The organism is Halorussus rarus (genome assembly GCF_003369835.1).
GTDB classification, from domain to species: Archaea; Halobacteriota; Halobacteria; order Halobacteriales; family Haladaptataceae; genus Halorussus; species Halorussus rarus.
Genome location: NZ_QPMJ01000004.1, coordinates 211,588 through 223,580 on the forward strand (window position 1 = coordinate 211,588; position 11,993 = coordinate 223,580).

Here is an 11,993-nt window from a genome sequence, read left to right on the forward strand (position 1 = left end):
AATCATAATTCAGTAATATTGGGACATATTTCTATAAATTGCTAAAAGTAGTCGGTAAATAAAAATTTATAAAAGGACAATATTTCTATTAAAAGTCTGCTCTCAACGCTATATTTTGGATATATTGCCATGTTCTGCCAGTAAATAGGTGAAGAACTCTCACAATTAAAATCCAAATATCTTTCCGATTCCACACTTATATATTTAAAACGAGTTCATATCGTCCAACTCTTTCTCTGGAATCCGGATTCCCGAGTTCGTCGACTTTCTCGCGGTCCGTATCAGTCGATGCGTTCACTCGCCCACTCCTCCAGAGGCGTGAACTGCCCGGTATCGATGAGGGGAGCGACGCCGAACGGAGCGTCGACGACCGTGCGGAGGTCGAGCGTTCCGTCCTCGACGCGGAGCGTGGCAAAGCCGTCCTCGTGGCGCCGGTAGAGGTCGCCGTGGTCCGTCAGGACCGCTCGCTGGACCGCCTCGGAGAACCCGCTCAGTCCCCGGAAGTAGTGGTGGCCGTTGCGTTCGACGTGGTCGGCGCCGAGGATCGCGACGACCGCGAGGTCCTGGAGCAGTTCGACTGGACCGACCGTGGTCAGGTCCTCTGCGCTGATGACGTACTCGCGGTCGTCGATGCGGTTACGGTGGGCGACGAGGCAGGCGTTGACGACGCCCTTGAACGCGCCTTTGCAGTTCTTGTGGCTCGTCCCGGCGTAGCCGTGCGCGAGGGCTGTGCCGGCGCTGTCGATTCGCCCGTCGGACTCGTCGATGATGACGGGCGGCGCGTCGTCCCACGCCGCGAACACGTCTTCGGTCTCCGGCGTGAACGCCTCGTCGCGGGGGAGCGGCTGTTCGACGTAGGCCAGGCTGTCGAACAGGTCGGCGCAGTCGGGTTCCGCCCGGAGCGATTCCCACTGACGCCTGAACTCGGCGGCGGAGTCGTAGCCCTCGTTCGCGTCGACGGTGCAGCGGTACTCCTCGACGCCCAAATCCCCGAGTACGTCGGCGATCCGACCGAGGCGCGCCGCGTCGGTCTCTCGGTCCGCGGCGAGCTTGATCTTGAAGTGGTCCACACCGTCCTCGCGGACGTACTCGGCGAGCGTCAGCGGGAGGCCGTCGTCGGGTCGCTCGCCCGCGACGTCCGCGTCCGTGAGCGGGTCGTCGAGGCCGACGGTGTGTCTGACCGCCGTACTGCGTCGGGACTCGGCCGGAAGCAGGTCCGCGGGTTCGTACGGAGCCAGTTCGTCGTAGACCGACCCGAGGTCGATGCCGAGCACGTTCTCTCGGACCGCGCTCGCGAAGGAGACGCCCTTCGCGCGGCAGACGGCGTCGATCAGCGCCTGCTCGACGAGGCTCACGCCGTACGACCACAGCAGCGGCGGGTGGTCCGTGCCGTCGGCCCACTCGCGCTGGCGGTCGTAGAGCGACCGCCAGAACTCGAACGCCGACGGCTCCGGGTCGAGGGTCGTCGCGGCGTCCGCGGCCGACCGGAAGACCTCCACCATGCTCCGGTAGCCCGCGTCGAGGCCCATCTCCGGGTCCTTGTAGAACCAGCCGGGAATCAGGCCGGCCATCCCGACCCCGACCTCCGACTCCCCGTCGACCTCGGCCTCGACCCTGAGGAAGAGCTTCGGGATCTCTGTCACCTCCACGTTGCCGAAGTGGAAGGGCAGACGGGTCTCGAGGTCGACGACGCGGAACGCCGTGCGCGTCACTGCGACAGTCATGGCGGGTTCGACGCGGGCCGTCGTGAAGTGGTTTCCCTGGGAGTGACGCGGACACCGCCGCGGTGGGAGTCCTGCGGAATCACCGGTCGCTCACTCCTCGACGACCGGGTTCGCGAGCGTCCCGATGCCCTCGATCTCGGCCTCGCAGGTCTGGCCCGGTTCGAGCAGGTCGACGGGGTCGCGGAAGATGCCGACGCCGCCGGGGGTTCCGGTCGAGACGACGTCGCCGGGCTCCAAGGTCATGTTGTGGCTGATGTACGACACCAGTTCGTCGACGTCGAAGATGAACTGCTCGGTGTTCGAGGACTGCTTGGTCTCCCCGTCGACCCGGAGGGTGACGTCGACCGCGTTGGGTTCGAAGTCGTCGCCCGCCACCAGCGCCGGGCCCATCGGCGAGAACGTGTCGTAGCTCTTGCCGCGGAAGAACTGGCCGTCCGAGAACTGCGCGTCCCGGCCGCTCACGTCGTTGAGCACCGTGTATCCAGCGACGTAATCCCGGACCTCGTCCTCGTCGAGGTCCCTCGCGGTGCGACCGACGACGACCGCGAGCTCGACCTCGTAGTCGACCTGCTCGCCCTCGGGGTGGACGATGGGACTGCCCGGGTTCGTGACCGTGGTCGGCGCCTTCGCGAACAGGAGCGGCACGTCGGGGATCTCCTCGTCCTGCTCCTCGGCGTGGTCGCGGTAGTTGAGGCCGGCGCAGACGATCTTCGGCGGCTGAGGCACCGGCGCTAACAGGCTCACCTCGCCGGCGTCGACGACCGTGAGGGCCGCGTTCTCGACCGCTCGCTCCACCCGTTCGAGGTAGCGCGGGTTCGTGAGGTCCTGGTACGACGGCTCGCCGGCCGGGAAGTCGGCGAGCGCGTGAATCTCGTCGTCGGTTCTGACGCCCCACGCGGGGCCGGCACCGTCGGTGTATCGAACGAACTGCATCGATTCGAAGAGGCGGCGCATCCACCTTAAACGTTGAGATAGTCGGTACCGTCTCTCACGGGAACTGCACGCTCGTCCGACCCCGTCTCCCCGGCGGGGGCATATTTATCACGGAACCCGCCCAGCGTTGTGGTATGGACCAGAACTCGTCGAGGAGTTCGCTCGCAGTCCCGGAGGAGTCGATCCGCGAGGCGTGCGGCGAGACCCCGCTCCCGGAGCTCGGCGTCGTCGAGCAGGTGTGGGTGACCGACCCGATTCCGCGCGACGAGATAGCCGACCGGGCCGGGGCGGCCTTCGGGTCGCTCCCCCTCGAAGACGTCCCCGACGGCGGGGAGATCGCACTCGGCGTCGGGAGCCGGGGCATCGCGAACCTCGACGTCATCGTCGCGGGCGTCGTCGCCGAGGCCCAGGACCGCGGGTACGAACCGTTCGTGTTCCCGGCGATGGGGAGCCACGGCGGCGCCACCGCGGAGGGCCAGCGCGAGATGCTCGCCGACCTCGGCGTCGACGAGTCGACCGTGGGCTGCGAGATCCGGTCGAGCATGGACGTCGTCGAGGTCGGCCGGACCGCCGACCGGGACGTGCCGGTCGTCGCCGACGCCAACGCGGTCGAGGCGGACGCCATCGTCCCGATCAACCGGATCAAACCCCACACCGACTTCGACGGTACGGTCGAGAGCGGCCTCTCGAAGATGCTCGTCATCGGGATGGGCAAGCAGCGCGGCGCGAAGATCGCCCACGACTGGGCGGTCGACTGGTCGCTCCGGAACATGGTCCCCGAGATCACCGAGCAACTGCTCGACGAACTGCCGGTCGTCGGCGGGGTCGCCATCCTCGAGGACCAGCGCGACGACACGGCGCTCCTCGAGGGGGTCCCGCCGGCGGGCTTCCTCGATCGGGAGGCGGAGCTCCTCGAACGGGCCTACGACGTCATGCCGACGCTCCCGTTCGACGACCTCGACGTGCTGGTCCTCGACCAGCAGGGCAAGGACATCAGCGGCCAGGGGATGGACACGAACGTCATCGGTCGCCGGCCGTTCGCCATCCAGGAGCCCGAACCCGACCTGCCGGACATCAAGCGCATCTACACCCGGTCGCTCACCGAGACGACCCACGGCAACGCGATGGGCATGGGGTCGGCGGACTTCGTCCACGCCGACCTCCTCGCGGAGATCGACATGCCGACCACGCTCATCAACGCGCTGACCGCGAGCACGACCAGGGGCGTCCGGCTGCCGCCCGCGGTCGAGACCGACCGCGCGGGGCTGGTCGCGGCCCTGTCGACCATCGGCATCGTCGACCCCGACGAGGTCCGGGTCCTCCGCGCGGCCGACACGATGCACCTCCAGCGGCTCTACGCCTCGACGGCGCTCGTCGAGGAGGCGCGCGACCGCGACGACCTCCGCGTCGTCGAGGAGCCGTCGCCCGTCGAGTTCGACGCGGGCGACTTCGCGGCGCCGTCCCCGCACGCGGCGGGCGACGCGGACGAATAGGGCGGCTGCAAAATCAAGCCGTAGTTCGAGTCGGGCCTTTCGTCGATTGTTCGCCTCGCCGCACCGGGTGTCACGGTTCTCCGGGTACTCCCGCGCGACGCCCCTCAGATTTCGAGGGGGTCGATTGCGACGCGCCGTCCCTCGTCCGAGGACTCGTAGCTGGCTTCGGTGAGCTGGACGCCCCGGGCGCCCGCGGCGAAGTCCCAGGGGAACGGCTCGTCGGCGACGACGTGGCGGATGAACTTCTTCCACTGGTGCTTGAACGCGTTCTCGAACTCCTGGTTGTTCGGCACCCGCTCCCAGTCCTCGTAGAAGTCGTGCTCCTTCGGCGTGTCGGGGTTCCACTCCGGCTTGGGGGTGTTGGAGTGGTGCTGGGTCTTGCAGTCCCGCAGGCCCGCGACCGCGCTGCCCTCGGTCCCGTCGACCTGGATCTCGAGCAGGTCGTCGCGGTTGACCCGGGTGGTCCACGAGGAGTTGAGCTGCGCGACGACGTCGTCCTCGAGTTCCATGATGGCGTAGGCGGCGTCGTCGGCGGTCGCCTCGTACGGGTCGCCGTTCTCGTCGACGCGCTCCGGGATGTGCGTCTTCTCGAGACACTGGACCGTCTCGACGCTCCCGAACAGGTTCTCGAGGACGTAGCTCCAGTGGGAGAACATGTCGTCGATGATGCCGCCGCCGTCCTCGGCGCGGTAGTTCCACGACGGTCGCTGGGCGGGCTGGACGTGCCCGGTGAACACCCAGTAGCCGAACTCGACGCGGACCGACAGGATATCGCCGAAAAAGTCCTGGTCGATGAGCCGCTGGAGCTTCAGCAGCCCGGGGAGCCAGAGCTTGTCTTGGACGATGCCGTGCTTGACGTCGCTCCGCTCGGCCGCGCGGGCCACCTCGAGCGCGGTGTCGAGGTCGCCGGCCAGCGGCTTCTCGCAGTAGACGTCCTTGCCGGCCTCGATGGCCTTCAGGAGGGCGTCGGGGCGCCGCGGGGTCACCTGCGAGTCGAAGTAGATCTCGTCGTCGCCGTCGAGGCAGGTCTCGAGGTCCGGGTCGGCGGCCCATCGCTCGACGCCGTGTTCCTCGCTCAGCCTGCGGAGTTTGCGCTCGTTCCGACCGACCAGTATCGGGTCCGGCAGCACCCGCTCGCCGCCGGGGAGCTCGACCCCGCCGTCCTCCCGGATCGCCAGGATGGAGCGGATGAGATGCTGGTTGGTGCCCATTCGGCCGGTCACGCCGTTCATGATGATGCCAATCTCTTGCATGGGGATAGTGCGTCGTCGCAAACTCCCATTTGAAACTACAAGAACATTTTGGTCAGAAAGTAGACTGCTATCGCGAATCGTTGCGAAACCGGCGGCGGAATCGGGAGGCGGTCTGCAAGCGGACCGGAGTACGTTTGGCTCGGACTCTCCGCCACGTCCTTGCCTGTAACAATAGTTTCTTATAGTATGTCGCTTGACACTGGATGTATGGGCGTGAACATCGGCTACGTCGGCATCGACCACCACCACCGCGACCCGTACTTCGCCGTCGCGAGCGAACTCGACGCCACCGTCACGGCGGTCTGCGAGCCCGGCCGACGGGTGGACGTCGCCAACATCGCCGCCATGGACGAGCGACCGGACGAGGTCACCACGGAGGGACAGGACGTCGCCGACCTCGTCGCTGGCGCGGCGGTGTACGAGGACCCCCACGAACTCGTCGCCGACGCCGACGTCGACGTGGTCTGGATCACGTACCGGAGCGACGAGACGCCTGCCATCATCGAGAGCGCGGTCGAACACGGCGTCCACGCCATCAGCGAGAAACCCATCGCCCGGACGGCCGCCGACCTGGAGGACGTGGCCCGGAAGGCCAAGGAGGCGGGCGTCACCGTCTCGCCGACGATGTACTATCGGAAGAACCCGGTCGCGATGGAACTGCGCGACCGCGTCCGGGACGGCTTCTTCGGCGACGTGTGGACGGTCGAGGGCCGGTTCAACGCCAGCCAGCTCTCCTACCGGAACACCGACCATTACATCTACGACGAGGCGACGAGTCGCGGCGGCGCGCTCCAGTGGGTCGGTCCCCACTGGGTCGACGTCATCCCGTGGGTCCTCGACGACCCCATCGCCCGGGTGAACGCCGAGTTCCACGAGGCGGAGGAGACCGACGTCGAAGCGGGCGCCGTCCTCCAGTTCGAGACCCGCGACGGGACGCTCGGCACCTACCACACCGGCTACTACCTGAGCGACCGCGGCAAGGACACCCACCTCGGCGTGTACGGGACCGACGCCCAGGCGCTGACCCCGCTCCACCACGACTCGCTCCAGCACGAGCCGACGGTGCCCCTCGAGATGACGTCGGAGGACCCCGACTGGACGGCCGCCCCGACACGCACCACCGAGTTCGAGTTCTCCTACGACCGGTTCCCGGCCTGGGGCGACTTCGTCCAGGACTACTTCGAGGCGTACTTCGACGGGTACGAGACCGGCGACGTCCCCGCGACAGTCGACGACGCCGTCCAACTGCTCCGGGTCCTCGACGCGGCGTACGAGTCGGGCGACACCGGCGGTTGGGTCGGGGTCGCGGACTGAACTCGCTCTTTCCCGGGAACGAGCGGCTCCGGATTTTTCGACGCTCTGTCCTTCGATACACGGTCGTCAGCCGATAGGCGTAACGTTCCCGAGGCTGAACCCGTCCGGGCATCGCGCTCTGATTTCGGTCCGTCAGGGTCATCGATGTCGGTGCGTTCGACTATCCTGAACTTTATATACGTTTAGAGCGTGGGTACCGCATATGACGGGGACGGACGAGTCGAAGACGCTCCAGACGACCGCGACGTCGATAGAGGTACTCGAACTCCTGGAGGAGTTCAACGGCGCCAGGATCTCCGAGATCGCCGACCGGATGGACCGGCCGAAGAGCACGATACACGGCCACCTGGCGACGCTCAATGACAAGGAGTTCGTGGTCCAGGAGGGGGACTTCTACTCGCTGGGGCCGGAGCTCCTTCGACTGGGAAACCACGTCCGGACGCGCGAGGACGGCTTCGTGCTCGCGCGCGAGTTCACCGAACGGTTGTTCGAGGAGGTCGGACTCCGGTCCATCTTCGCCGTCGAGATGGGCGGGAAGGCGGTGTTCGTCCACACGGCGTCCGGGAACAAGATGGGCTGGACCCACGAGCGGCTCGGCAACCGGCTCTATCTCCACAACACGGCGGTCGGCAAGGCGATACTCGCCGAGTTCCCGGACTCGCGGGTCGACCAGGTCCTCGACGAGTGGGGGCTCCCCGAGGAGACTGCGAACACGATCACGGACCGCGAGGCGCTGTTCGCCGAACTCGAGGAGATCCGCGACCAGGGGTACGCGGTCAACAACGCCGAGAACTTCCGGGAGCTCCACGCTATCGGCGTCGCGGCGACCAGACAGTCGGGCGACGTCATCGGGGGGTTCAGCGTCACCGGACCGGAGCACTCCATCACCGACGAGGGCCGGGAGCGCCGGCTCGCGGACGCGGTCAAGGAGATCGTCAACGAGTTCGAACTGGAACTCGCGCTCGCGTAGCGTTCGGTCGGGGTTGGAACTCCGACTAGCCGTTCGATGCATCCGAACTTTATTACTACCTCCGTTAGAATAACAGGATTAGAGTTGTTATATAGTGGGTATCATTGACGTACCAAGTCGGGCCGCAGTAGATATCCGTTCGTCAGTGTCGAACTCTTTATACCGATCTCGATAGTCGTCCACGGAGCGCCGTAACGGCGCTGACGCGGCAGTCAACCGAGCCCCGATAAGTACCACTAAATATACACAACCATTTTTATACAAGGAGCATGAATACGCTTGTTGTATGTCCGACCGAGAACCGAGTGCGGCGGAAGAGCAGATAGTGGACGACCTGGACAACGTTCTCCCGGGGGGTATCGACCGACGGAAGTTCCTGCACGGCTCGCTGAGTTCGCTCGGCGCGATGATGCTGGCCGGCTGTACCGGCGGCGGGGGGAGCCAGGAGACCACGACGACCGACGAGGGAACGACGGCGGGCGGCGGGGGAACCACCACCGCCGGAGGCGGGTCGTTCACGGACGAAACGAACGCCGTCTTCACGACGCCCTGGAAGAAGGAGCCGTCGTGGGGACACGCGCACGTCGCCGAGGGCCGGGGCTACTGGGCGGACGAGGGCGTCCCCAACATCGACGGGGTGCGCGGGAACGGTTCGGACACGGAGGCCCAGAACATCGGCGTCGGCAACAAGCCGATGGGCATCAGTTCGCTGACGACGGCGCTGAGCGTCTACCCGGAGACCCAGGACACCGAGGCGCTGGACATGAGCATCGTGGGACTGGCCCGGGGGCGACCGCTCCTGTCGCTCATCTGGCGCAAGGACCAGATGCAGGACCGGTCCGACATCGCCGGCAAGACGATCCTGGCGGCCTCGGGATTCGCGGCGGCGACCTCGGAGGTGTACCCCAATCTGGTCGGCGTCGACCCGAGCGAGGTGACAATCGAGGAGGGGACCGAGGAGGTGGCCGCGCCCCGACTCGCCAACAACGAAGTCCAGGCCATCTGGGGCTCCATCGACCTCTACCCCACCTACCAGGAGCAGGTCGACGCCGAACTCGGCGTGACCCCGCTCACGGCCTTCGGCGCGTTCCCCGGCTTCCCGATCTGGGTCAACGACAACTGGTACGAGAACAAGGAGAACAACGTCGAGTTCATGTCCCACGTGCTGACCGGGTACTTCAAGGCCATGAAGTGGGGGCTGCTGAACCAGTCGGAGTACCTCGACTACCTCAAGTCCGAGGTCAACCCCAACCTCCGGACCTGGACAGAGGGGGAGCTGGTGGGCCAGCACTCCGTGAACTGCGCCCAGGCGGTCACGCTGGCCATGCAGGACAACGGGCTCGGCTACTTCACCGAGGACGACATCTCCTTCGTCCTCGACAACGCCGCGTCCGCACTGGTCGACAATCCGGACGCGCTCCCGTCCGCGAGCGATCTCGTCGACCGGCGCGCCTACGAGCAGTCCGAGAAGGTCACGTTCACCGACCAGGAGTGGAACCAGTTGGCCGAGAACGCGGGCGAGATCTGGGGCATCTTCGAACAGGCCGAGTCCGGTAACTAAGCGACTTCGGGTCCCGCACTGCCAGTCCTCGCGGGGCCACCCTTCGATGCAGTGCTAGATATTCACAATCGGCCGATGGCAGCCGATGAAATGGTCGTCCCCCGACAAAATACCACAAATATGACAACAACAGTTACGTTTAATAATTCAGAATCCGACGGCAATGGTAGAGAATGAGTAACGAGATTGCGGGAGAGCCCCACGATTCGGGGGTCAGCTCCTCGGACCGGATGATAACGTACGACGGCGTCGACAAGGTGTACGGGACCGACCCGGCCGAAGAGTCGGTGACCGCGCTCGAGGACATCGACCTCGACATCGAGCGCGGGGAGTTCGTCTCCGTCGTCGGGCCCTCGGGCTGCGGGAAGACGACGCTGCTGCACCTCGCCGCCGGAATCCTGGGACCGACGAACGGTTCCGTGGAGATAAACGGTGCGAGCGTCCACAGCGCCGACCACGAGCGCAAGGAGGTCGGGCTCGTGTTCCAGCACCCCGTCGCGCTGGAGTGGCGGACGGTGCGGAAGAACGTCCTGCTCCCGGTCCAGATACTCCGGGAGAACGGAGCGATCGACGGCGACATGGACGAGTACCGCGAGCGCGCCGACGAACTCATCTCGCTCGTGGGACTCGACGGGTTCGGCGACTCCTACCCGAACGAGCTCTCGGGCGGGATGCAACAGCGCGTGACGATCAGCCAGGCGCTGATCTACAACCCGTCCGTGCTCCTGATGGACGAGCCCTTCGGGTCGCTCGACGCGATGACGAAGGACGAGCTGAACCTCGAACTGCTGCGGATCTGGCGGGAGACCGAGAAGACCATCCTGTTCATCACCCACGACCTCGACGAGGCGGTCTTCCTCTCCGACCGCGTCGTCGTCCTCTCGCCGCGTCCGGGCCAGGTAGTCGACGACATCGAGATCGACCTCGACCGACCGCGCGACGAGGAGACGAGGGGGTCCGAGCGCTTCGTCGAACTGTCCACCAGACTTCACCAGCACTTCAAGAGTCTGAAATGATCGGGAGCGTCGCGCGGAAACTGGGACTCGGCTCCTCGGGCGGGGAGTGGTACACGGTCGACAACACGCGGGCGACTCGGTGGGGGCTGTCGGCGCTGGGTATCGTCCTCCTGCTCGCGTTCTGGGAGGGGGCGACGACGATGCTGGCGCTCAACCCGCAGTACTTCCCCGGACCGGTCGACGTCGTCGACGAACTCGCCCGCATCTGGGGAGCGATCACGTTCGTGCTGCCGAACACGCTCTCGGCGGCCTTCGTCGGGTACTTCATCGCCCTGGCGCTGTCCGTCGCCGTCGCGATACCGCTGGTCGCGAACGAGCGGCTGCTGAACGCCCTCATGCCGTTCATCGTGGGCATCAACACCGTTCCCCGAATCGCGCTGACCCCGCTGGTCATCTACTGGGTGAGCTTCGTCACCGTCTCCGGACTGGCCATGGCGAACTACGTCATGGCGGTGTGGGTCGCCTTCTTCCCCATGCTGATCGCCGCCATCGACGGCTTCAGCGACGTCGACGAGTCGACGGAGAACATGCTCGAGATATACGGCGCGACGACCTGGCAGGAGTTCAAGTACGTCCGGCTCCGGAAGGGGCTCCCGTTCATCTTCGACGGGATGAAGATCGGGTTCATCCTGGCGATGATCGGGGCGGTCGTGGGCGAGTTCGTCAGCGGGACGCCCGGCATCGGGTCGATGGCCTCCTCGGCGATCGGCCGGACGAGCATCTCGCGGGCGTTCGCCATCGTCCTCGTGCTGGGGTTCATCAGCACCGGCGTGGTGTTCGCCATCTACCTGATTGAGAGCAGGGTCATCTTCTGGCGGGAGTCCTCCATCATGGGTGATAACTGATGTCGATGAGATCGAACCGACGGCTCTGGCAGGCCCGGCGGTGGATCAAGCGACAGCTACCGACCGTCGTCGCGGGCGTCGTGATGCTCCTCCTCTGGGAGGGCATCGCCCGGTACATCGACAACAACCGCATCGTCGCCAGCATCCCGTACACCCAGCGGCAACTGATGGCCGAACTCGACACGGTCAGCATCAAGGTCACCGAGACGTTCACCTCGGTGGTCGTCGCGTTCGTCCTCGCGGCCATCGCGGGCGTCCTGCTCGGCGTCGTGATCGCCGAGGTGTTCACGATCCGCCAGATGTCGATGCCGCTCATCATCTTCGCGTACGCGGTGCCCCACCCGGTGCTCGCGCCGATGTTCGTCATCTGGTTCCTGGTGGGCAGCGACGTCGTGCTGTTCACCTTCACGGGCCCCTCCGCGTACCTCTTCGGCTCGGTCACCGTCGAGCAGGCCCAGCAGGTCGTGGCGATAAACGGCGTCACGACGTTCGGGGCCTGGGTCGGGTTCTTCCCGGTGTTCATCAACACCATCACCGGGATGAACGAGCTCGAGGAGCGGTTCGAGCACCTCGGCACCGTGCTCGGAGCCACGCGGTGGCAGATGGTCAAGTACTTCCGGTTCTGGCGGGCGCTGCCCAACATCGCGAGCAGCATGAAGTCGACCGTCCAGCTCTCCATCGTGGGCGTCATCGTCGCCGAGTTCATCGCCTCCTCGCAGGGCATCGGCTACCAGATCGTGCTGGCCTGGAAGAACGCCGACCTCGGGTACATGTTCGGCGTGGTCCTGGTCATCATGGTCGGCTCCTACATCTTCTACCAGACGGTCGTGTGGGCGCTGAAGACCGTGACGCCGCCGGGCTCGGTCTGACGCTTCCCCCTCGGC

Annotated in this window: 10 protein-coding genes; 7 read left to right on the plus strand and 3 right to left on the minus strand. The window is 65.7% G+C overall.

Annotated elements, in window-relative coordinates; genetic code table 11:
• Positions 1 to 281: 281 nt before the first annotated feature.
• Together DVR07_RS19675 and DVR07_RS19680 are read right to left on the minus strand one after the other, a co-directional pair.
• Positions 282 to 1,724 (minus strand): hypothetical protein, encoded by a 1,443-nt coding sequence (locus DVR07_RS19675; RefSeq protein WP_115799025.1) that lies wholly within the window; start codon positions 1,722 to 1,724, stop codon positions 282 to 284.
• A 90-nt stretch (positions 1,725 to 1,814) separates the two neighbouring features.
• Positions 1,815 to 2,657, minus strand: coding sequence for a fumarylacetoacetate hydrolase family protein (locus tag DVR07_RS19680; RefSeq protein ID WP_115799185.1), 843 nt, complete (start codon positions 2,655 to 2,657; stop codon positions 1,815 to 1,817).
• A gap of 134 nt (positions 2,658 to 2,791) precedes the next feature.
• Here DVR07_RS19680 and DVR07_RS19685 point away from each other — a divergent pair, with 134 nt between their 5' ends.
• On the plus strand, positions 2,792 to 4,150 hold the full coding sequence (locus DVR07_RS19685) for a DUF362 domain-containing protein (RefSeq protein WP_115799026.1): 1,359 nt from the start codon (positions 2,792 to 2,794) through the stop codon (positions 4,148 to 4,150).
• Positions 4,151 to 4,254: 104 nt separating this feature from the next.
• On the opposite strand, the gene DVR07_RS19690 is transcribed toward DVR07_RS19685, so the two are convergent.
• On the minus strand, positions 4,255 to 5,403 hold the full coding sequence (locus tag DVR07_RS19690) for a Gfo/Idh/MocA family protein (RefSeq protein ID WP_115799027.1): 1,149 nt from the start codon (positions 5,401 to 5,403) through the stop codon (positions 4,255 to 4,257).
• A gap of 207 nt (positions 5,404 to 5,610) precedes the next feature.
• On the opposite strand from DVR07_RS19690, the gene DVR07_RS19695 reads away from it, so the two are divergent.
• The 6 genes from DVR07_RS19695 (at position 5,611) to DVR07_RS19725 (ending at position 11,978) form a co-directional block, all read left to right on the plus strand.
• Positions 5,611 to 6,717, plus strand: coding sequence for a Gfo/Idh/MocA family protein (locus DVR07_RS19695; RefSeq protein ID WP_115799028.1), 1,107 nt, complete (start codon positions 5,611 to 5,613; stop codon positions 6,715 to 6,717).
• Positions 6,718 to 6,919: 202 nt separating this feature from the next.
• On the plus strand, positions 6,920 to 7,687 hold the full coding sequence (locus DVR07_RS19700) for an IclR family transcriptional regulator (protein WP_115799029.1): 768 nt from the start codon (positions 6,920 to 6,922) through the stop codon (positions 7,685 to 7,687).
• A 286-nt stretch (positions 7,688 to 7,973) separates the two neighbouring features.
• Entirely contained in the window at positions 7,974 to 9,248 is a 1,275-nt protein-coding gene (locus DVR07_RS19710; protein ID WP_162829641.1) for an ABC transporter substrate-binding protein, read from the plus strand.
• A 173-nt stretch (positions 9,249 to 9,421) separates the two neighbouring features.
• Complete coding sequence (locus tag DVR07_RS19715; RefSeq protein ID WP_205254575.1) at positions 9,422 to 10,264, plus strand: ABC transporter ATP-binding protein; 843 nt, start codon at positions 9,422 to 9,424, stop codon at positions 10,262 to 10,264.
• On the plus strand, positions 10,261 to 11,109 hold the full coding sequence (locus tag DVR07_RS19720) for an ABC transporter permease (protein ID WP_115799033.1): 849 nt from the start codon (positions 10,261 to 10,263) through the stop codon (positions 11,107 to 11,109). Before DVR07_RS19715 ends, DVR07_RS19720 begins: the two co-directional genes overlap by 4 nt.
• Positions 11,109 to 11,978 carry an ABC transporter permease gene (locus tag DVR07_RS19725; RefSeq protein ID WP_115799034.1) on the plus strand — a complete coding sequence of 290 codons (870 nt, stop codon included), beginning with the start codon at positions 11,109 to 11,111 and terminating at the stop codon, positions 11,976 to 11,978. The genes DVR07_RS19720 and DVR07_RS19725 overlap by 1 nt, the downstream gene beginning before the upstream one ends.
• The last annotated feature ends 15 nt before the right edge of the window (positions 11,979 to 11,993 follow it).

Coding starts and splice junctions, on each gene's coding strand:
- DVR07_RS19675 (WP_115799025.1), bottom strand. CDS start 1,724: ATGACTGTCGCAGTGACGCGCACGGCGTTCCGCGTCGTCGACCTCGAG.
- DVR07_RS19680 (WP_115799185.1), bottom strand. CDS start 2,657: ATGCAGTTCGTTCGATACACCGACGGTGCCGGCCCCGCGTGGGGCGTC.
- DVR07_RS19685 (WP_115799026.1), top strand. CDS start 2,792: ATGGACCAGAACTCGTCGAGGAGTTCGCTCGCAGTCCCGGAGGAGTCG.
- DVR07_RS19690 (WP_115799027.1), bottom strand. CDS start 5,403: ATGCAAGAGATTGGCATCATCATGAACGGCGTGACCGGCCGAATGGGC.
- DVR07_RS19695 (WP_115799028.1), top strand. CDS start 5,611: ATGGGCGTGAACATCGGCTACGTCGGCATCGACCACCACCACCGCGAC.
- DVR07_RS19700 (WP_115799029.1), top strand. CDS start 6,920: ATGACGGGGACGGACGAGTCGAAGACGCTCCAGACGACCGCGACGTCG.
- DVR07_RS19710 (WP_162829641.1), top strand. CDS start 7,974: ATGTCCGACCGAGAACCGAGTGCGGCGGAAGAGCAGATAGTGGACGAC.
- DVR07_RS19715 (WP_205254575.1), top strand. CDS start 9,422: ATGAGTAACGAGATTGCGGGAGAGCCCCACGATTCGGGGGTCAGCTCC.
- DVR07_RS19720 (WP_115799033.1), top strand. CDS start 10,261: ATGATCGGGAGCGTCGCGCGGAAACTGGGACTCGGCTCCTCGGGCGGG.
- DVR07_RS19725 (WP_115799034.1), top strand. CDS start 11,109: ATGTCGATGAGATCGAACCGACGGCTCTGGCAGGCCCGGCGGTGGATC.